Origin of the sequence: Metamycoplasma gateae (genome assembly GCF_036352135.1) — a bacterium.
Classification (GTDB): Bacteria; Bacillota_I; Bacilli_A; order Mycoplasmatales; family Metamycoplasmataceae; genus Metamycoplasma; species Metamycoplasma gateae.
On sequence record NZ_CP143578.1, the window covers coordinates 170,441 to 191,297 of the forward strand.

Annotated in this window: 19 protein-coding genes, 7 tRNA genes and 1 CRISPR repeat array; of the genes, 15 read left to right on the forward strand and 11 right to left on the reverse strand. The window is 24.3% G+C overall.

Going from position 1 to position 20,857, the window contains the following annotated elements; translation table 4 throughout:
* Positions 1 to 108: 108 nt before the first annotated feature.
* The 7 genes from V2E26_RS00785 to cas1 form a co-directional block, all read right to left on the reverse strand.
* Positions 109 to 1,107 (reverse strand): IS30 family transposase, encoded by a 999-nt coding sequence (locus V2E26_RS00785; protein ID WP_330463266.1) that lies wholly within the window; start codon positions 1,105 to 1,107, stop codon positions 109 to 111.
* A gap of 139 nt (positions 1,108 to 1,246) precedes the next feature.
* The gene (locus V2E26_RS00790; RefSeq protein ID WP_330463553.1) at positions 1,247 to 2,098 is read right to left on the reverse strand and encodes an FAD synthase; all 852 of its coding nucleotides are present in this window, start codon (positions 2,096 to 2,098) and stop codon (positions 1,247 to 1,249) included.
* A gap of 46 nt (positions 2,099 to 2,144) precedes the next feature.
* Positions 2,145 to 2,951, reverse strand: a complete 807-nt coding sequence (locus V2E26_RS00795; protein ID WP_330463554.1) for a YcsE-related riboflavin metabolism phosphatase — start codon at positions 2,949 to 2,951, stop codon at positions 2,145 to 2,147.
* Between the two features lie 17 nt (positions 2,952 to 2,968).
* Positions 2,969 to 3,808, reverse strand: a complete 840-nt coding sequence (truB, locus tag V2E26_RS00800) for a tRNA pseudouridine(55) synthase TruB (RefSeq protein ID WP_330463555.1) — start codon at positions 3,806 to 3,808, stop codon at positions 2,969 to 2,971.
* A gap of 343 nt (positions 3,809 to 4,151) precedes the next feature.
* Positions 4,152 to 4,650: a CRISPR direct-repeat array (repeat unit 36 nt; unit sequence GTTTTACTCTAATAAGAAATTGTACAGCACAAAAAT).
* Positions 4,651 to 4,655: 5 nt separating this feature from the next.
* The gene (locus tag V2E26_RS00805) at positions 4,656 to 5,429 is read right to left on the reverse strand and encodes a hypothetical protein (RefSeq protein ID WP_330463556.1); all 774 of its coding nucleotides are present in this window, start codon (positions 5,427 to 5,429) and stop codon (positions 4,656 to 4,658) included.
* Complete coding sequence (gene cas2, locus V2E26_RS00810) at positions 5,429 to 5,767, reverse strand: CRISPR-associated endonuclease Cas2 (protein WP_407942411.1); 339 nt, start codon at positions 5,765 to 5,767, stop codon at positions 5,429 to 5,431. The genes V2E26_RS00805 and cas2 overlap by 1 nt, the downstream gene beginning before the upstream one ends.
* A complete protein-coding gene (gene cas1, locus V2E26_RS00815; protein ID WP_330463557.1) occupies positions 5,754 to 6,623 on the reverse strand; it encodes a type II CRISPR-associated endonuclease Cas1 in 870 nt (289 codons plus the stop codon). Before cas1 ends, cas2 begins: the two co-directional genes overlap by 14 nt.
* A gap of 195 nt (positions 6,624 to 6,818) precedes the next feature.
* On the opposite strand from cas1, the gene cas9 reads away from it, so the two are divergent.
* The 3 genes from cas9 (at position 6,819) to V2E26_RS00830 (ending at position 10,654) form a co-directional block, all read left to right on the forward strand.
* Positions 6,819 to 10,349: a type II CRISPR RNA-guided endonuclease Cas9 gene (gene cas9, locus V2E26_RS00820; protein ID WP_330463558.1), complete on the forward strand. Its 3,531-nt coding sequence runs from the start codon at positions 6,819 to 6,821 to the stop codon at positions 10,347 to 10,349.
* Positions 10,350 to 10,490: 141 nt separating this feature from the next.
* A tRNA-Thr gene (locus V2E26_RS00825) sits at positions 10,491 to 10,566 on the forward strand.
* Between the two features lie 3 nt (positions 10,567 to 10,569).
* Positions 10,570 to 10,654, forward strand: a tRNA-Leu gene (locus V2E26_RS00830).
* A gap of 169 nt (positions 10,655 to 10,823) precedes the next feature.
* On the opposite strand, the gene V2E26_RS00835 is transcribed toward V2E26_RS00830, so the two are convergent.
* The 4 genes from V2E26_RS00835 to V2E26_RS00850 form a co-directional block, all read right to left on the reverse strand.
* Positions 10,824 to 10,899: transfer RNA gene (locus tag V2E26_RS00835), tRNA-Val, on the reverse strand.
* A gap of 2 nt (positions 10,900 to 10,901) precedes the next feature.
* Positions 10,902 to 10,977 (reverse strand) — tRNA-Glu (locus tag V2E26_RS00840).
* 4 nt (positions 10,978 to 10,981) lie between these two features.
* Positions 10,982 to 11,056: transfer RNA gene (locus tag V2E26_RS00845), tRNA-Asn, on the reverse strand.
* Between the two features lie 109 nt (positions 11,057 to 11,165).
* A tRNA-Thr gene (locus tag V2E26_RS00850) sits at positions 11,166 to 11,241 on the reverse strand.
* Between the two features lie 153 nt (positions 11,242 to 11,394).
* Between V2E26_RS00850 and V2E26_RS00855 the strand changes: the two genes are divergently transcribed.
* The 12 genes from V2E26_RS00855 to V2E26_RS00910 all read left to right on the forward strand — a co-directional run bounded on the left by V2E26_RS00855 (position 11,395) and on the right by V2E26_RS00910 (position 20,816).
* Complete coding sequence (locus tag V2E26_RS00855; RefSeq protein ID WP_330463559.1) at positions 11,395 to 11,835, forward strand: division/cell wall cluster transcriptional repressor MraZ; 441 nt, start codon at positions 11,395 to 11,397, stop codon at positions 11,833 to 11,835.
* On the forward strand, positions 11,829 to 12,743 hold the full coding sequence (gene rsmH / locus V2E26_RS00860) for a 16S rRNA (cytosine(1402)-N(4))-methyltransferase RsmH (protein ID WP_330463704.1): 915 nt from the start codon (positions 11,829 to 11,831) through the stop codon (positions 12,741 to 12,743). Before V2E26_RS00855 ends, rsmH begins: the two co-directional genes overlap by 7 nt.
* Before the next feature lie 5 nt (positions 12,744 to 12,748).
* Positions 12,749 to 13,798 carry a hypothetical protein gene (locus tag V2E26_RS00865; protein ID WP_330463561.1) on the forward strand — a complete coding sequence of 350 codons (1,050 nt, stop codon included), beginning with the start codon at positions 12,749 to 12,751 and terminating at the stop codon, positions 13,796 to 13,798.
* Between the two features lie 56 nt (positions 13,799 to 13,854).
* On the forward strand, positions 13,855 to 14,991 hold the full coding sequence (ftsZ, locus tag V2E26_RS00870) for a cell division protein FtsZ (RefSeq protein ID WP_330463563.1): 1,137 nt from the start codon (positions 13,855 to 13,857) through the stop codon (positions 14,989 to 14,991).
* Positions 14,992 to 15,074: 83 nt separating this feature from the next.
* Positions 15,075 to 15,737 carry a 16S rRNA (uracil(1498)-N(3))-methyltransferase gene (locus tag V2E26_RS00875; RefSeq protein ID WP_330463564.1) on the forward strand — a complete coding sequence of 221 codons (663 nt, stop codon included), beginning with the start codon at positions 15,075 to 15,077 and terminating at the stop codon, positions 15,735 to 15,737.
* Positions 15,738 to 15,820: 83 nt separating this feature from the next.
* A complete protein-coding gene (gene rplM, locus V2E26_RS00880; protein WP_330463705.1) occupies positions 15,821 to 16,255 on the forward strand; it encodes a 50S ribosomal protein L13 in 435 nt (144 codons plus the stop codon).
* On the forward strand, positions 16,255 to 16,653 hold the full coding sequence (rpsI, locus tag V2E26_RS00885) for a 30S ribosomal protein S9 (RefSeq protein ID WP_330463565.1): 399 nt from the start codon (positions 16,255 to 16,257) through the stop codon (positions 16,651 to 16,653). Before rplM ends, rpsI begins: the two co-directional genes overlap by 1 nt.
* A 45-nt stretch (positions 16,654 to 16,698) precedes the next feature.
* Positions 16,699 to 16,775 (forward strand) — tRNA-Ile (locus V2E26_RS00890).
* A gap of 135 nt (positions 16,776 to 16,910) precedes the next feature.
* The gene (rpsO, locus tag V2E26_RS00895; RefSeq protein WP_330463566.1) at positions 16,911 to 17,177 is read left to right on the forward strand and encodes a 30S ribosomal protein S15; all 267 of its coding nucleotides are present in this window, start codon (positions 16,911 to 16,913) and stop codon (positions 17,175 to 17,177) included.
* Between the two features lie 102 nt (positions 17,178 to 17,279).
* Positions 17,280 to 17,807, forward strand: a complete 528-nt coding sequence (locus V2E26_RS00900) for a tRNA (cytidine(34)-2'-O)-methyltransferase (protein WP_330463567.1) — start codon at positions 17,280 to 17,282, stop codon at positions 17,805 to 17,807.
* A 19-nt stretch (positions 17,808 to 17,826) separates the two neighbouring features.
* Positions 17,827 to 18,669 (forward strand): ribosome biogenesis GTPase YlqF, encoded by an 843-nt coding sequence (gene ylqF, locus V2E26_RS00905; RefSeq protein WP_330463568.1) that lies wholly within the window; start codon positions 17,827 to 17,829, stop codon positions 18,667 to 18,669.
* A gap of 2 nt (positions 18,670 to 18,671) precedes the next feature.
* Positions 18,672 to 20,816, forward strand: a complete 2,145-nt coding sequence (locus V2E26_RS00910) for an SGNH/GDSL hydrolase family protein (protein WP_330463569.1) — start codon at positions 18,672 to 18,674, stop codon at positions 20,814 to 20,816.
* Positions 20,817 to 20,857: the final 41 nt, after the last annotated feature.

Sequence of the window (20,857 nt, forward strand, 5' to 3'; positions counted from 1 at the left end):
CATTTTATTTTTTTAAAATTAATAAATCAAAAAAAGTAAATAGAAAATATTCATTTTTTCAAATGAAGATAAGCATAATTTTATTATGTTAATTTTTGTTAATAATAATTATTTAATATATTCTAAATAGGTTTGTAATGGTGTCTTCCAATTTAATATTTCCCGCGTCATATTATTTATTTGGTTAACAACTGAGTCAAGTTTTTCTTGAGTTATAGTATTAAAGTTAAAACCTTTTTTGAATTCTCTTCTCAAAATTCCATTTCAATGTTCATTTGAGCCTCTTTGAAAAGATGCATAAGGTTCAGCTCTATAAATCTTTATATTTAATCATCTGGCTAAAATACCTATTTTTTCAAATTCAATACCATTGTCTACTGTTATTGTTTTTACTTCTAATTCATTATCTCTTATAATCTTTTTTAACTCTGAATTAATTATATTTGGTGATTTGCTTTGTATTATTTTTGCAAACCCTATTCTTGTTTTTCTTTCAGTTAAAGTTAAAACATTATTATATCCATTGGCTCTTTTTCCTAAAACTAGATCTGCTTCTCAGTGTCCAAATTCAAGTCTTAAATCTATAGATTTAGGTCTAGTTCATATTGGAAAAACATAATCAGCAGATTTTACAAGCCGTTTTATTACGGATGCTGTTCTTTTACCACCTTTTTTATAATATTGTCTTAATTTATCGTACTTTTTTATAACTCAATTATTAGTGTTTATTCAATTAAAAACCGTTCTTAAAGAAGGACAACAGTGTTTTGTGCTAGTTTTTATAAAATTATATGTTGACTTTATACCAAAAAACTTTTTGTCATATTTTTGTAAAAAAGCGTTAGAAAAATTTTTGAATTTTTGGTTATCCACGAATTTAAAATAATACTTATGTCTTGATCTTTCTCTTGTTTTTAAACTAGCGTGTTTAAATTCATAAGTTCCGAAACTATTTGTATTCCTCTTTATTTCTCTACTTAGGGTCGAAACACTTCGCTCGATTAATCTCGAAATCCTACGAAGAGAATAATTTAACTTTAAATAATTTTCAATAATTATTCTTTCATTATCTGTTAAATGGTTATATTTTTTTATTGTATAATTCATATGAGTTCCGTTCCGTTTCAATGGAACTTTTTCTTTTTTAATTAATATAAAAAATTCAAGTTCCACATCTAAATTTTACTTTAAACGTGTTGCACTTGAATTTTCAATTTAGGAACTAAGTAATTTTTAAACTTAGTTTTTATTTTTTAATAAATCATTTTTTTGCCGTTTCGATGTCACTAATTTCAATTTTATCTTCGTGTTGAAAATTTATGTGTCTAATTAAAGCTTCAACCTCAACAAAAACCTCTTTATATTTGCTTGGGATAAGTTCTAAATCAAATATATATGCTTGATTTGTTTTTTCTTTATTGCTTTTATGATTAATTTTTATTAATCCGTGATATTCAACATCATCAATAACAAAATTTGATACATATATACCTGATCTTATTTTTTTTATATTATTTGGATAGAAAAAATTCATTTTTTCTAAATTTGTAATAAACGAATATTTTTCAATTAATAAATTATTAATTGCACTAATGTTTCCATCTTCGATTAAGTCTTTTATCAAAGAAGTTGAAATTTTTTGCTTTTGTATTTTTCTGTCATTTGAAACATAGACTTGAAAATATTTTTTTAAATAATCAATATTACCAATCTTTCTAAACCCAAATTTAAAATCATTTCCGCAAACAACTTTTTTAACTTTATTTTCCAATAAGTTTTTGCAAAATTGTTCGTGTGATACATTAAAGTTATTTATGTTATCATCAACTAAAAACACATAATCAAAACCTAAATTAAAAAGAGTATATAACCTAGTTTTAATTTGAAACACTTTTTCTTCTTTTGCAACTAATGATTTATAGCTTTGAGAAAAAAGCATAATTGCAAGTTTAAGTTCCGGGTTTGTGTTTCTTATGTCTTTTGCTGTTTTTACTAATTCATAATGGCCTAGATGAAGAGTTTCAAATGATCCTAAAAGCATGATAAGATCTTCATTATGATCAAATTTTTCTTTAAAATTTCAGTTAAAAATTTTCATATTTATAATTTTACCTTAATTATTTAAAGTAAAAAAAAATTACGACTTAGTCGTAAAATCCTTTTTCTTTCAGTTTGAAATATGGACCATCTTCAGTAACAGGCATACATATTTCTTTAGCAACGTTCTTGGTTACATCTTCACCATTACCCATAGCTACACCTAAACCAACATGTTGAAGCATTTCAATATCATTTTCAGAATCTCCAAAAGCAACCATTTCTTCTAATTTAATATCTAATAGATTTCCTAATATTTCTAAACCAACTGCTTTTGTAATCCCTTTTGATGATAAGAAGATACCACCATTTCAAGTTGCTAAGACTCACATATTCATCTTATTTTCTTCAAAGAATTTATTTAATTTTTTAGCTCATTCCTCGGGTTGATTTGAACTTATTGTAATTAAATAATTTTTATCATTTTGTGCTTCAAATTCTTTTTCTGAAATAAATTTATCTTTGTATGGTTGATAAAACCAGTGATCTATATTAAACAAATCATTATAATAACCTCATTTATCACCAACAAATGAAAATGATAATTTATGTTCTTCTGCATATTTTCTAAATTTTACAAAATCCTCATAATCAATTGTTTGTTCAAAAATGTATTCATTTGTTCTTAAATCTAAAATAAATGTTCCGTTAGCTCCAATGAAGTAATCAACATAATGATTGTGAATTTGCTTACCAACTGTAAAAATATCGCGACCTGAACATAAAACATTTATATATCCAGCTTCCTTTAATTTTCTAAACATTTCTTTCATTCTAGGAGTCAATTCATCAATCCCAAATGGTAATAATGTTCCGTCGATATCAAATACTATCATTTTATATTTATCATTCATTTTATCTCCCTTCGGGGCTAAAAAATTCGGTTAAATAAAACCTTTTCAAATTTTACCAAACCGTTTGTTATTTCGCCTCAGCCGATTATTTTGTTTTCATAAATAAACATGGCTTTATTATTAATATTTTTGAATCTTTCAAAATACACTATTTTTGACTTAATTTGCATTAATTCTGAATTATTAAGTGTATATAATTGTACATTAAAAAGTGATTTTATGTCCGTTATTTCTTCAAAAATAACTTCCTCATTTATTTTGATATTTCCTATAATTTCTCTTTTTAAAATATTCACAACAGCATCAGTACCTAGTATTAATCCAATGTCATGCACTAAAGACCTTATATAGGTTCCTTTTGAAACTTTTGTTTTAAAGGAAAAAGTTTGATTATCATAATCAAAATCCAGAAGTTTTAAATTAAAAATTTTAATATTGCATTCCTTTAAATTTACCTCAATATTTTTTCTTGCTAAATCATAACTTCTTTGACCATTTACTTTTTTTGCTGAAAATATTGGAGGAATTTGTTTAGTTGTTTTTTTAATTTTATTTAAGGCCTGTTCTAATTGAATTTTTGTTATTTTCTCTTTATTTTTAATTTGGAAAACTTCTTCCCCTTCATCATAGCTTTTTGAAAAGCAGTGTAGGGTTGCTTTTACAAAATATTCTTTTGTATCATTTAATAAATAAGAAAGTGTTTTTGTATCTTCATCAGTAGCCACGATCAAAAGGCCTTCCGCAAGAGGATCTAATGTTCCACTATGACCAATTTTTTTGATGTTATTTTCTTTTGCAAATTTTTTAATAGCAAAAAAACTTGATTCGCCCCGTTTTTTATTTATTTTAAAAAACATATTGTTATTCTCCTTCTTATTTATTTTTATATTAAATGCTGATTTATTATATCAAGGTTTTTATGAAAAAAAATACTATAAGTAATCGAATTTAACAGGCATAAAAAAATAAAAATTAAAATAGAATAAAAAACGAGCCAGGAATTTACCTGCCCATTCGTGAGTTATATTCATTTTAAAGCTTGATTGTTATACTAATTTATTTAATTTATACATTATATTGTAAAGATTTATTTTTTAAAAAATCAAGATAATTTATTTCTTATATAAATTAACTAAATAATTAAAGAAATTGTAATTAAACCTAAAACTCTAGAAGTATAAAAATAAGCATTATTGTTTTGTTCTACTCTAATAAGAAATTGTACAGCACAAAAATATCCGTTAGGTTTTCATTTTGGAAAAACATTGTTTTACTCTAATAAGAAATTGTACAGCACAAAAATAGCAACAAAACTGGGAATTATGAGTTTGTGGTTTTACTCTAATAAGAAATTGTACAGCACAAAAATTAAGTCCGTTCGTAGCTTCGGCTGCAATTGGTTTTACTCTAATAAGAAATTGTACAGCACAAAAATTTGAAAGTTATTTCTATGAGTCTGCAGTTCGTTTTACTCTAATAAGAAATTGTACAGCACAAAAATTTCTGCAGATTTTAAAATGTTAATAACTTGGTTTTACTCTAATAAGAAATTGTACAGCACAAAAATTGTTAACTTTAGTATTAATATCAGGGTTGTGTTTTACTCTAATAAGAAATTGTACAGCACAAAAATGCATTGATATTATCTAAAACTTTAAAAGTTGTTTTACTCTAATAAGAAATTGTACAGCACAAAAATGTCATTTATTTAAAAAAATTATTCTTTAAGTCATAAAAAATAAATTTAAACTCCTTTTCTTCTTTTTCATTAGAAAACAGAAGCTCATTTTCTGGTATTTCTCGATTTTTAATATTTTCAAAAAAATTTATTATAGGAGCACAACTTTTAATATCAAATATAATCTCCTGTTTATAAATTGCTACTAGTTCTAGTTGGTTATATGTTTTAACATATCTAGTGCAATCAGAAGTTAAAATTAAAAAATTTAAATTATTGTATTTGATGAGTGTTTCTATATTTATGTAGGGTAAGTTTTTTATTATAATTAGTGCTTTAAAATTTAAGGTACTCAAAATATCGAGTATATTTAATAAATTATTTTTACTAATTAGCAGTTTTTCATCAATGCTAAAGATAGATTTTATTAGTTTATTATTATCGATATCTTTAGATAAATATTTAAAACCAATTTTTAAATTAATTTGGTCGATAATACTGTCAAGTTTTTCTTGGTTTAATATCTCATTGACATTCCAATTCTCGTTATTATTAATTTTTTCTTGAATTCATGGTTTACTTATTGAATTTAGTATATCTGAAACATATGATAAATTACTTATTACTATGCAATCATTTATTGAAAAAATTCTTTCATTTATTTTAATTGATTTTGTATTCGTATTATTTTCATAATCCATTAAATTACGTATTAGATAGTCATTATTTTCCTCTTCTATTATTTTAAAATTGTATTTTGTTTCTAAGTTAAAGTTAATATCATTAAAAAAATTTCACATTATAGTCTAATATACTCCTCTTCTAAATTATATATTTCATTTTTTGCCTTGATACCATTCAATATTTCTATGTTTTGGTATTGTTTTTCAGTCAATAATAAAATCCTAACGTTTGAATTTTTGGGTATGAATCTCAAAATCTTTCTTTTTTCATTTTCATATTCTGTGTGCGTTGGCAAAATTTTTGCATAAATTGAATACTGTATTCTTATATAACCTAGTTTATATAAATGATTAACAAATTTATTGTACATTTTTGTATCATCATCGCCATTGTAATAAATATCGTACATTAGTAAAATACGCATTTCTCTTGTATAGACCTTAATCAATTTCAATATCGCTTTCTTCTAAATTTAAAAGTTCGTCAATAACGATTTCTATATATTTTGAAAATTTGATCTTTTTATTTTTATAAGTTATATGTTCATTAAAGGATTTAAATAAAGTTTCTTTAAAATCCTGAAAACTATTTTGAAATCCATCACAATGAATTTTATAAACTATTCTATCAATTCAAAATCTGAAGGGTTCCACAAGATCACAAGCCAAAGGGAAGTTATTATTAAAACTTTTATGAAAAAAAGATATTCTATTATCTAAACCCTTTGAACAAATAATTCTAGCAACTAAACTCAGTAGTACTGAATAACCATAATTTAAATAAATATTAATTTTATCTTCTGCATTCCTTTCTCTTATAAAATCATTACCAAACAATGTTAAAAAGTACAATTTAGCAGCATGACCTTCTCTGTTTGTTTTATCATATTCCTCAACATTTATCAAGTAATTATTCATTTTTTGTATATCTGATTTGTTAATTAAATTTAATGTCTCCAAATTGTAAATTGAATTTTCTATTTTGAGTTTTATTATTTTTTGTCAAATTAATGATTTGTATTTAATATCTCATTTAATTTGATTTTGAAAAACTTTATTATTATAGTATCCATTATGTGGGATTATAATTGAGTTTGGTAAATGATTTTTACATATTATTATGTTGACTTTTTTATCTACGAGCTCATTAATTACTGGAATAGATATATTTGCTCTTTCATTTTCAAAAATAATTACTGAAATATTATTTATTGGGATAATTATTTTTTCTTCTTTTTGTTTAATTATTAAATTATTTAAAAATAAGCTTACATATTCCGACTCGTTGATTTCTAATATTTTTTTATTCATTTTAATTCCTTTGATATAATAATTTTGTACAAAACAAAAATTTTACTCTAATAAGAAATTGTACGCCCAAAAACAAGGCGCTTTAAAAAGCTGCCGAAATTCCCGCATCGCGGGTTTTTTTTATTCATAAGCTTAATAAAAAATATTTAAAGCCCTATAATTAAATTACGTTATAACAATTAGAAAGGTTTGAATATGGATAAAAAGGATGTGACAATTGGTTTTGACTTAGGAATTTCCTCAATAGGATGATCTATCATTGATAATGAAACAAATGATATATTAAAATTAGGATCAAGACTTTTTCAAGAAAGACAAAAGGCTGATGAACGTCGTAATTTTAGAAGTATTAGAAGAAGAATAAGAAGAATAAAATATAAGAAAGAAAAATTCATTAATTTAGTCTTAAAGAATAAAAAAATTTTCAATTTTTCTTCGAAAAAAGAAATATATGAATCTTTTGAAAAAAACTCTACAAATTGACCTAATATACTAGAGTTAAAAAATGTAGCATTAAATAAAAAAATACAAAAAGATGAAATTATTTGGTTATTACATGATTATTTAAAAAATCGTGGGTATTTTTATGCAACCAACGAAGTTGATTTAGACGATCAAAAACAAGAAAATAATTTTCCGAGTCAATTATTATTAGAGTTTTTTAAGGAAAATAATTTTTTTAAATCAAATAGCTTTATATCTAAAGAAAATGGTGGTCATATTTTTTCTAATAAAAATTGATTAAAAGAAATTGAACAAATGTTAAAAGTACAAGAAATTGATGAAAAATTTTCAAAGGAATATATTTCGATATTTAATTATATAAGGCCATTTTCTGAGGGTCCAGGTAGTTTAAATAGCGCAAGTGAATATGGCATCTATAATTATGATGAAAATGGAAACGTTATAAAAAAATATGAAAATATTTGGGATAAAACAATTGGTAAATGTAGTCTTTTTGAAGAAGAAAAAGTTATTTCTACTGCATATCCTTCATATGAAATATTTAATTTGTTAAACGATTTAGCAAACATAAGATCCTTGGAATCCTTTGGTAATGTAAACCAATGATCTCTTGGCGTAAATGATAAAAAAGAACTATTGAATAATTTATTTTATAGTATTTTAAACACAAGTAGAACTCAAAATATAACAATAAAGCAAATAGAAAAAATTTTTGTAAAAGAAAATGGCTTGGAAGATGTAAAAGATAATATTACACAAAAAAAATTTTTAAAACAATTTGGATTAGAAAATAATCTAACACCCCTTAACACAATTAATAAATTATTAAAGATAATTAAGAGTTTTTCTTCAGCATATAATGAAATTGATATCGACAAAATATGAGTTGTTTTACCGATCTTAGATGATATATGTTCGATAATAGAGATTCCTAAAAAAATAGATGATTATTATAATTTATTTTCACAATATAAAATTATTGAAAAACTCTTTATTAATTCAGATCAAAAAGAAGAATTTATTAAACAAATTATTTCTAACAAAGAATTCAACTTCAATAAAAAAGGTAGTTTATCAAGAAAAGCGATAAATTTATACCTAAGCAGAATGAAAGATTTGAAACATAATTCAGAATTTATTAAATGAAATGACAAAAAAATAAGAAATATTGTAATTGAAAGAGATAAAAAAACAAGAATAAACCCTAATAATAAATATATAAACCCTTTTATTTTTGAAAACGATGTTTTATCTCCAGCGGCTAAACAAACATTTGAACAGGCCATAAAAGTGTTGAATCGAATTATAAAACTATATTCAAAAGAATACAACATTAAATCAATTGTAGTTGAAATGGCTAAAACTAAAAATGACCCAGAAACAATAAAAAAATATAATCAAAATAATGTAAAAAAAGATTATGAAGAAATTATTAAATTCTTACCAATAAATATAACTGTTGATGAATTATTAAAAAAGCAAACTAATTCATTACTAGAAAAATTGAAATTATATATTCAGCAAGATGGAATTGATTTATACTCAATGCAAAAAATGGATATCTTAGAAGTAATTAATTATTCAAACAATTTTGAAATAGATCACATTATTCCTTATTCATTATCGTACGATAATTCTGCAGGTAATAAAGTTTTAACCACAAAAGCTAATAATCAAGCTAAAGGACAAAAAACAGCAATGGAATATTTATTATTATTAAATAATTTTAATATCAATGAATATAAATCCAAATGTGCTCAATTATTTTTAAATAGAGACAATTTTATTAAGAATAAAAAGAATAGTGTTATTACGGAAAAAAACGCAGAGAAAAAATATAAGAATCTTACTTGGGATGACTTTGAGCAATCAAATAAGAACGAATTTATTAATAGAAATTTGAATGATACCAGATATGCAATTAAATTATTTGTCGAAACTTTACGTAAGCACTTCGATAATAAAGAAACAAAAATTATCGGGATAAATGGACATGTTACAAGTTATTTTAGAAATAAGTCATATTTACCAAAAAATAGAATTTTTAACTATCATCACGCAATTGATGCATCTATTATAGCCTTAATTATAAACAATAATAAATATTTAGCAAGGCTATTAACAATAGCCGACAATGAATGAAAAATTCTAAATGATCATCAAATGATACAAATTTTTACTGGTGAACTAAGAGAAATTACTGATTTAGATTTTAAGAAAAATATAATGGCACACTTCTTATCAAAGATTATTAAAGAAAAAATTAACTCAATAATTGAAAATAATTATAAATTAGTCCAATATTCTAGAAAAATTAAAATTATGGATAATTCCCCTCTATTTGATCAAACTTTATATGGATTAAAAAGAACAGAAACAAATAAACCCAACGAAGCTTATAAAGTTGTAAAAATAAATTTGATTAAAGATAACAATGAAAATTTAAAAAGATACTTCGATATTCCTATTTTGAATGAAACCAAGAATAAATACTCTGTTTTAATGGCTGAAAGTCATCCTAAAGAGTTTAATAATTTAAAAGAAATTTTTGACTCTTATAACTTAAAAACAACTGGGTTTGCTTTTATAGATTATATGAATGATTTAAATAATAAGTTTCCAGAATTAGTAACTAAAAAAATGATTGACAATGCTATTGCAACAAATAGAACTATTTTTTTAAATTTAAATAATATGAAAATTAGGTATTACAAAGATTTAAGAATTGTTCAGAAATCTTTAATTCCGCTGGATTTTAAATATAATAAAAACAAATCTTTTAAAGATAATAATTTTAGTTTATTTTCTTTAGTTTACAAAAATAAAAGTCATTGTTATAATTCGATACCTATTAATTTTTTAACGTATAAATTTGGTAGTAAAAGCAAAAATTTATTAGATGAAAGCATTTATAATAAAGAAAATTTAAATAAATATAAAATTAATCTAAAAATTAGTAATAGTGAAAAACCGTTGTTCATTATCAAAAAAGGAACAATTTTAAAAAGAAAAAATGCTTCAGAAAATTGATTTGAAAATTTATATTACGTATCAGGTATTTCTAAACAAGAAGATATGGATACTAAATATACTATAACAAATTTAATTAAAAATAGACCCTTAGATAAAAAAGACAAAGAAGAAATTAAGACTATTATTATTAGTAAATTAACAAATTCTTTATTAAAAGAATTTGAAATTATCTATTTAGATGAACTCGGAAATGAATATAAAGCAAATATTCCTGATTTAAATTTATAAATTAATTTTAAATGGCACTTGTAAGGTTTTAGATAACCTTTGTGGCGCCATTTATTTTTTATAAAATAATGTTCTGAAAAATAAAACTTTTTTATAAAATATTAAAAAATTATATATAATTATATAGCATTAAATGCACAAGCCGTTTTAGCTCAGTTGGCAGAGCAACTGACTTGTAATCAGTAGGTCGTAGGTTCAAGTCCTATAAACGGCACCATATGCGCGAGTGGTGAAATTGGCAGACACGTTAGTTTTAGGCACTAATGCTTTACGGCGTGAGGGTTCAAGTCCCTCCTCGCGTACCATATCAATTATTTGCAAGCCAAGGTTTAGTCCTTCGGCTTTTTTATTTTTTTACAAAAAAATAAAAAAACCTTATTACAGGTTCTTTATTTTCATTTATATTTTAAGGTTTAAATTTTCTGTATTTTCAACAAAAAAATGCCTGTAGGCATTTTAAGGTGCGTTTACAAATGGTGGAGAATGAGGGGCTCGAACCCACGACCCTCGCCTTGTAAGGGCGATGCTCTCCCAACTGAGCTAATTCTCCAATGGTGACCCTAGCGGGACTCGAACCCACGCATGTATGGATGAAAACCATATGTGTTAACCACTTCACCATAGGGCCATAATGGCGCCGACTATTGGGATTGAACCAACGACCAACTGGTTAACAGCCAGCTGCTCTACCGCTGAGCTAAGTCGGCACTCATTTAGTTAAATGCTTAATTATTATACTAAAAAAATAAATTTGTTTTAAAAAAAATATTTTTTTCTTAAAAATAATTTTGCCAACTTTGGTAATTATCAGCGTTATGGTGCTGGCTAGAGGAATTGAACCCCCGACCCACTGATTACGAATCAGTTGCTCTGCCGACTGAGCTAAACCAGCATGGTATATATTTTACCATTTTTTTAATTTTAATAATTATTTTTAAATGTAAAAAAACTCAATTTTTTAATACAAAAAATAGAAAAAAATCTTTTTTACAAAATAAAAGTTCAAAAAGTGCTAAAATATGGGTGATAGTGGGAGTAAGTGGAAATGTATGGAAAATATGAACGTAGTTTAGATGATAAAAACCGTGTTGTAATTCCTCCTAAAATTTTGAGCGAATTGGGTAATGAGTTTTTTATTACCATCGGTTTCGATAAACAGTTAATTCTTCGTGATAAAAAAGAATTTGAAAAACTTAAATCTAAACTAGATGAAAATAATTCTCTCAACAAAGATCTGAGAGAATTAAGTAGATTTATTTTTGCTAACACAGAATTGGTTAGTCCAGATAAATTAAATCGTATTATCATACCTAAACATTTATCATTAAAGGCCGCTATCAAAAAAGATGTAGTTTTCATTGGATCAGGAAATATATGTGAATTATTTTCTAAAGAAATTTATGATAAAAAAGAAAATTATTTTGAAAACGATGCAAATATAGACGACTTAGCTCAAAAACTTTTTGAACAAGGGGTTAAATTATAGAAAAGCATATCCCGGTTTTATTAAACGAAGTAATTGATTCGTTAGACATAAAGCCAAATGGTATATATTTAGATTTAACACTTGGCAGAGCAGGTCATAGCAAAAAAATTTTGGAAAAAATAAAAGAAAATGGTTCGGGATTATTAATTGCATTTGATAAGGATATTGAAGCAATTAATGAGTCAAGGCCAATACTTGAAAAAATAAGTAATTCATTCAAAATAATAAAAAGTGATTTTAGATATTTAAAAGAACATCTTGAATCAAATAATATTAAAAAAGTTGATGGAATATTAGCTGACTTAGGAGTTTCAAGTCCTCAATTAGACAAAATTGAAAGAGGATTTTCTTATTCACAAAATACTAAGTTAGATATGAGAATGGATTTAGATTCAACCTTAGATGCTAATGAAATAATAAATAATTGAGATGAAGAAAAAATAGCAAAGATTTTATACGAATATGGTGATGTAAAACTATATAAATTAGTTGCGAAATCAATTGTACAAAATCGCCCTATTAATACTTCTTTCCAATTAAACGAAATTATTAAAAAAGCACTTCCAGCTAAAGTTATTCGTCAAAAAAATCCATCAAAAGCAGTTTTTCAAGCAATAAGAATTGCAGTAAATGATGAACTAAATGCATTAGATGAATTATTAAATCAATTAAGCGATTTATTAAATATAAATGGCAAAATTGCAATCATAACATTCCACAGCAAGGAAGATGCAAAAGTTAAGAAGTTTTTCCAAAATCTTAATTACAAAGATCCAAAACTAAAAAAATTACCAATTCAAGACGACTTGAAGTGAAAACAAAAAATTATTTTTCCAGGTGAAATTGAATTGCAAAATAACAAAAGATCACACAGTGCAAAATTAAGAGTAATCACAAAAATAGGCTAATTTATATGAAAAAAAGTGTTGTTGTTGCTTACAAAATTGAAGATAATTTAATTTCGGTGGAAGTTATTGAACAAAATCACATCGGGAAAGTTTTAATTTATTCAAAAACAAGAAACAGCAACCTATTTAACCTATTTGAATACGATAATTTTATTGCAGAAACAAAAAACGAAATTGAATCAATTATTAAATCAAAAATTAAAGATGTAATAATAATATTAAAGAATTCTTCTAATTTATTAATACATAAAAAAATAGTATCTAATAATGAAATAAACAATAATTTTAATGAAAATGAAATAGCTAAAAAACTTTATTTATTCCAAAAGTCAAATAACTTATATTTATTTGATTATCTATATTTAAATAATACTAATAAAAATTTAATCGCCCTAAGATTATTGGATTGAAATATTGCAAAAAATATTTTTATTCTATTTAAGAAAAATAATTTAAATGTTTTAAGAATGTTTGATTATGATTATTTAAAAAATATTTCATTTGATTTTACAAATGAACAAAGAATAGCTAGCTTTGTAAGTTTAGAAGATCAATGCTTGAAAATTGAAATATTAAAAAATAAAGTAAGTATTCTAATTAAAACCTTTGATTTAGGAATTAAATATTTAGTAAAACTTATTTCAAATGAGTTAAATATAGATTTTAATAAAGCTTTCATCAAGTTTAATTTATGAGCTTTGAACCTGCATGCAGGGGATAGTAAAAAAATTGATCTTGTTGTAGAAAAATACTTAAATTTAGTTGAAAAAGAGATTAATATATTTTTAATACAAAATAAAATAGAATTATTTAAAAAGCAAATTTTATTTTCATCAACATTTAATTTATTAAAAAGTAATTTATTTAAAAACATAACCGTTAATAATGAATTTGAAAAAAATAATAAATTAATCAGTAGTGAAATGTTAGGAATTTTAACTTTAATAGACAATAAAGTAAATACTATTAAGGAAATGACTATAACATCTGAACTTTTTGTAGTTAATGAAACAAATAACAATGTAAAAAATTATTTATTTAATTACAAAAAATAGACTTATTCATAAAATTTTAAAACTTAAATAAATTTTATTTAGAAAGGAGCAACATAATGGGAAATATAGAAAATTTTAATTCAGTTGCTACTATCAAAGTTATTGGTGTTGGTGGTGGTGGAAATAATAGTATTCAAAGTTTATTAGATACTAAAATTGATGGTCTAGAGTTTGTAGTTGCTAATACAGATAAGCAAGTATTAGATAGATTTGATAAATCTTTAACTTTACAACTTGGAGACAAAAGAGGAATTGGTGCAGGTGCAAACCCTGAAGTAGGTAAAAAAGCAGCTGAACATTCAATTCACGAAATAAAAGAAAAAATTAAAAATGCAAATCTTGTTGTTATAACAGCTGGTATGGGTGGTGGAACCGGAACTGGGGCAGCACCTGTAATTGCAAAAGTAGCCAAAGAGCAAGGCTCACTAGTAATAGCTATTGTAACTACGCCATTTGATTTTGAAGGCGGAAAAAGAATAAGAGTTGCAAAAGACGGATTAGAAGAATTAAAAAAATATGTTGATTCATATGTTGTTATTTCAAACGACAAGCTTATTGAAAAATACGGTGACATTTCTTTTAGAGATGCATTTAAATATTCAGATAATATTGTTAAACAATTTATAAGAACTATTGTTGATATTATAGCAGTACCAGGTTTTATAAACCTTGATCTTGCAGATTTAGAAACATTAATTAAAAATTGCGGTGAAACTGTAATAGGTATTGGTGATGGAAATGGTGATAATGCTGCTCAAAAAGCTATGCTAAAAGCAATCAATAGCCCTATTTTAGAAAGTAGCATTAAAGGGATTACAAAAGCTATTGTATACTTTACATCTTCAAATAAACTTTCATTAAAAGATTTCAAAAAGGCAATCGATGAGTTAAAATCAGTTGCTGGTCAAAATATTGATATCATATTCGGCGTTGGCTCTCCTGTTAATGAAAATTCAGAAAAACTTGGTGAAATTTATGTTTCAGTTATTGCTACAGGAATTAAACAAAAAGCTGAGAATAACGACTTTCAATTAACTGAAAACAAATTCAAAGAAAATTACGCTTCTATTGAAGAAACAAGTGATTTTCTAACTAAGTTTCCAAACGAAAAAATAGAAATATCATCATTGGAATTAAGTGATTTTAACGATGATGATAGCAATGACTCAATTTGTAAAAATTTTAGAAATTAAATGATGTAAGAAATTAAATTTATATAAATTTACAAAAAGATCAAAAGAGCCTGATGGCTCTTTTTTTATATATAATTTTAATTATGTATAAATTTTTTTGTGAAAGTAAAGAAAACGATTATTTTATATTAGATGAAGAAACTCAAAAACATTTAAAAGTTATAAGAATAAAAGAACAAAATTTTTTAATAAATTACAATAATGATTTTTATTTATGTAATTTTGTTTTCCCAAATAAGGCAGTTATTAAAGAAAAATTAGATATTAATAATGAATTAGATTTTGAAATAATAGTAGCGCTCCCATTTATAAAACAAAATCATTTTGAAATTGCGCTACAGAAATGCGTGGAATTAGGAGCTACACAAATAATTCCTTTTGTTTCAAAATATACAGATAAATCTAATATAAATTTTGAAACTAAGAAAAATAGATATCAAAAAATAATTTTAGAAGCTAGTCAGCAATCTTTTAGAAACAAAATTCCTAAATTAGAAAACGTCTTAAATTATGAAGAAATTTTAAATATCAATATAAAAAATAAAATACTGGCTTACGAAAATAAAAAGGATAATAAGTTAAAAGTGATAAAAGAAGACACTTTATTAATAGTAGGTCCAGAAGGCGGATTTTCAAATGAAGAAATTGAAAAAGCTATTGATAAAAATGTTTCAATTGTAAGTTTAACAAAAACAATATTACGCACCGAAACAGCTATTATATATATGCTTTCAAAAATAATATAAACAAATTTTTTTCTGTTATAATTGATTAGCATAAATTTAGATTGCAATCAAAATTAAATATATTAAAAAAAGAAAGAGAAAGTATGCGTCAAACAACAATTATTAGAAAAGAATTAGTTGATAAAAAGTGATACATCATCGATGCAGCCAACGTACCTTTAGGTAGACTTTCAACTCTTGTAGCTTCAATCCTTCGTGGGAAAAATAAACCAACATTTACACCAAATGTTGATATGGGCGACAATGTAGTTGTTATTAATGCAAAAGATGTTCTTTTAACAGCTAAAAAAGATGAAAAGAAAATTTATTACCACCATACAGGATATCCTGGTGGATTAAAACAAATTACTGCTGCTGGATTAAGAGCAAAAAAACCAGAACTATTAGTAGAAAAAGCAGTTAGAGGAATGCTACCTCACACAAAATTAGGCCGTAAACAATTTAAAAACCTATATGTTTATGCAAACGCAGAACATAAACAAGTATCACAACAACCAACATTAATCGAGGTTAAATAATGGCAAATAAAATTAGATATTATGGTCTAGGACGTCGTAAGTCATCTGTTGCCAGAGTTTACTTAATTCCAGGTAAAGGAAATTTTGTAATTAATGGTAAAGAAGCAAAACAATACTTAAATTCAGATATCTTATTAAAAGATGCTTTAAGTCCATTTGCTGTTACCGAAACAGTAAATCAATTTGATGTTTTCGCAAACGTTAATGGTGGTGGTTTAACAGGTCAAGCTGGAGCTATCAGATTAGGTATTGCAAGAGGATTATTAGAAGCTTCTAATAATGAATATCGTAACAAATTAAAAGATGCCGGTTTCTTAACAAGAGATGCTCGTGTTAAAGAAAGAAAAAAATTCGGTTTGAGAAAAGCAAGAAGAGCAAGACAATTTTCAAAACGTTAATTTTTTTGTGGTATACTTATATGGGTTTTATCCCATATAGCTTATGCGAGCATAGCTCAGCTGGTTAGAGCACACGACTGATAATCGTGAGGTCGATGGTTCAAGTCCATTTGTTCGCACCATTTCAGGAAACTGATCAAGAACACGCTTAGACGTGTTTTTATTTTTTATGTTATAATTACAAACGAATACAAAGTATTCACTATTTAATACTTGGTGATAATCAAGATTATTGCTAGGTTTTGAAAGGAAATAAAATGGTTTCAAAAATTAGAAAAAGTGAATTAGTAAAGCAATTTGGTAGAAATGACAAAGATACAGGTTATTTACCTGTTCAAATAGCTATTTTAACTGAAGATATTGAGTCATTAAAAAAACACTTTGCTGTAAATAAAAAAGATTTACACTCAATGCGTGGATTCATGGCTAAAGTTAATCACCGTAAAGCGTTACTAAATCACTTAAAATCAGAAGATTATGCTTTATATCAAGCAACCATTAAAGCATTAAATATTAGAAAATAATATTAATGTATAAATTAATGTAATACCTAGCTTTGATAGCTAGGTTTTTTAATACTTTTTTATATAATTTTAATTTTTACTATTTATAGTAAAATTTTTACTATGATTAACATTATTTTATATCAACCTGAAATAAGCCCCAACACAGCAAATATAATTAGAACAACTTTTGCAGGAAAGGCAAAATTACACATAATTAAACCTATAGCATTTGATTTACATCCACATTGATTAAAAAGAAAAGCGGCAGGCCATTTTTTAAGTGAAATACAGCATGAAATTCATGATAATTATCAAAGATTTGTTGAAAAATATCATGATAAAAATATTTTCTATATCACTCGTTATGGATTACATAATTATGCAGAAATTAACTATAATGAATTATTAAAAAGTGATAAAGAAATTTGAATAATGTTTGGAACTGAGAGTACTGGTATTCCTAAAAAGATAATGCAAAATAAAATTGAAAATTGCTTAAGAATCCCGATGAACCCAGAGTGCAGAAGCTTAAATTTAGCAAATTCAGTAGCGATTGTTTTATATGAGATTCTTAGACAAAATAATTTTTCAAATTTATCATTATTTGAGGTTCAAAAAGGAAAAGATTTTATTTTAAAGAAAGATTAAATTTACTAAAAGGATAAATATGATTCATTGATTTCCAGGCCATATGGCTAAACAATTTAGACTACTTCAAGAAAAGCAAAAGTTATTTGACCTTTTTATTGTGGTTATGGATGCAAGATTACCAAAAAGCTCTTTTAACGAAGAGATTTTTAAAATTATTAATAATAAGCCAATTCTTTTTGTTTTTAATAAAGCAGATAAAGCAAACTTAGTCAAATTAAAGTCATTTATTTCTAAATACGAAAAGCGTGGTCAGGTTGTTATAACAAATTTAAAGAATAAAGATGGTTATAAAAAAATTAATACAGCATTAAACAATGAATATCAAAAATTTAAATTAAAGAATGATGCAAAAGGCAAATTAACACCTGCTTTAAAATGTGTTGTATTAGGTGTTCCAAACGTCGGAAAATCAACATTAATAAACACTATGTCTAAAACAAAATCCACTAAAGTAGGGGCTATTGCAGGGATTACAAGATCAGAACAATGAATTAATTGTAAAAATTATATGTTATTAGATACTCCCGGACTTTTGATGCCTAAAATCGAAAGTGATGAGGTTGGAGCTAAATTAGCTATAGTTGGTTCAATAAGACAAGAAGCCATTGATTTAAATGAATTAATTGTTGCATTATATTGTTTGATCTCGAAGTATTATCCCGAAAAGTTAGTTGAAATAAATTTAAAGCCTACTAAAAATGAAGAGGAAATATTTGATAATTTGTCTGAATATGCAAGATTAAATAACCTATTGCTAAAAAATGGGGTTTTAGATATTAAAAAAGGAATTAACCAATTAATAAATTACTTTAAAAATTTAGATAATGTTATTTTTGATATATATGAGGAAAATAAATAATTATGGCTGTTAAAGAAGAAACTAAATTTAAAATAAAATACGTTGCCCTTGGCGACGCTTTTTCAGCAGGATATAATTCTAAAATTGGGTTTCCTACAAATGGATTTTTAGACAATAATAATGAAATTAATGGATTGTGTTATCCATCAAATCTAGCAACATTATTTAAAAATGATAACAATTTTGAACTTGATAGCTTTTATAATTTTTCATTTTTAAATGGGTCGATTAATTTTTTAAAAGCGATTTATTCTAATGATAAAAAAATGTTGAAAAAAATGAGCAATAAACTGGATTTAATTCAGTCTGTCGATTGATTATCTTCAAATATTTTTAAAGGGTATTTCTCAAACTTTTTAAAAGATTGAAATATAAATAATAATGATTTCAATTTCTTTTTAAAAAAAATAAAAGAAGCAAATTTAATAACATTATCAGCAGGGTTTTATGATTTTTGAAAAAACTTACCCTTTAATGAAATTATTAGCTTACATAAATTCAGAAATGAAGTTAAAGATGAAGTGATTAAAGAAATTAAAATAAAAATAGATAGCTTGCAAGTTTCTATTCAAAATAATCTTATTGATTTAATTAATTGAATAAAAGAAATTAATAGAAATGCAAAAATTATTATTACAAATTATCCTCCATTACTTTTAAATTTAAAAACAGTAATTAATTCTTTTATAAATGTAGATAATAATGAATTTGACATTTATAATTTTTTACTTGAAAGTTTGGAAAAGATTGTTAAATTATCAGCTAAAAAAACTCAAGTTGATTTTATTGATATAAATGATGCTGATTATTGAAATCAAAATAAAGAATATTTATTTGAAAGTATTTTTTCAATATATCCAACAGAGAAAGGGTATAAAAAAATCGCATTTGATATTTATACCAAGTTGTTTATTAACGATAAAAAACTTTTAAATGATTTTAACAATATAACATTTAAAAAATCATATATAAGTGATAAAGCTTACTGAATTAAAGAACAAAAAGATTACATACCTATAAGCGAAACTACGGATAATATTTTTTTATTTAAAAATATCTATGGAAATAATAAAAATGAGAAAATATTTTCTCCAAATCCTACTGAATTAAAGCTTTTAAATAATCTAAATTCTGGAACTAAGATTAGTGATTTTATTTCTCTGTTTATAAGATATAAAAAATTCCTAATTAGTGATATTTCTAAAAAAATAATTAGTAATAAATTTAAAAAATCAGAAGAAACGTATGATAGTATAGAAAAGATATTAGATTTTTTAAATAACGAACAACGGTCAAAAGAAGCTATTTTAATACTATTAAAAAACCAAAAAATAGACAACATCCTATATATCATTGAAAAATCATTAGCAAATAAATACTTTGTCGATAATCAATCAATAGATTTTAATTTAATCAAAAAAGAAACTAGCCAAATTTTTAAAAAAGAACAAAATCTAGTTTATGATGTTCTAAAATACTTTTTCAGTTCGAGTTTAATTAAAGAATCAAAACATGATATCAAGGATATATTTAAATTATTAGTTAATGATTCGTTAAATACAACATTTTTAACATACCTTTTCAACATAAAAAATAATAAGAAATTTAAGAAAATCAAAAAATATTTATCATCTTTAAATTCTTTCAATGAATTGTTAGATTTTTTTATCGAATCATTAATAAATCATTCGGATATATATCTAAAATTGAATAATTTTGATGAACTATGAAAATATTTTATTGTTAAAAATAAATATAATTTATTGCATTTGTTTGATAAGATGTTTTTAGAGCTTACAGATGATGAAAAAATTGAAGAAACAGTTGATTTTTTCATTCAAGCTATTAAAAGTTCTATACGGTTAGAATTTGAAACTAAAGATTATAAAAACCTAAAAAATTCAATTAAAAATATCTTTATTATTTTTAAAAATAATCCTAAATATTTGAATAATATATTTTTAAAATTTTTAGATAATATTAAAAATTTCTCTTTGTATAATATGATTTTCCAACTTAAATCAAGAACAAAAAAAGCATTTAAGGTATCTAATTTTATTTCCTTAAATATATTTTTTATATCAGGGTTAAAAATTTTAAAAAATGCTTTAGTTATTAAAAAAATAATCAAAAAATATATAGTTTAAAAAATATGGGTTTGCCCCATCTTCCCAAAGAGAAAGTTCAA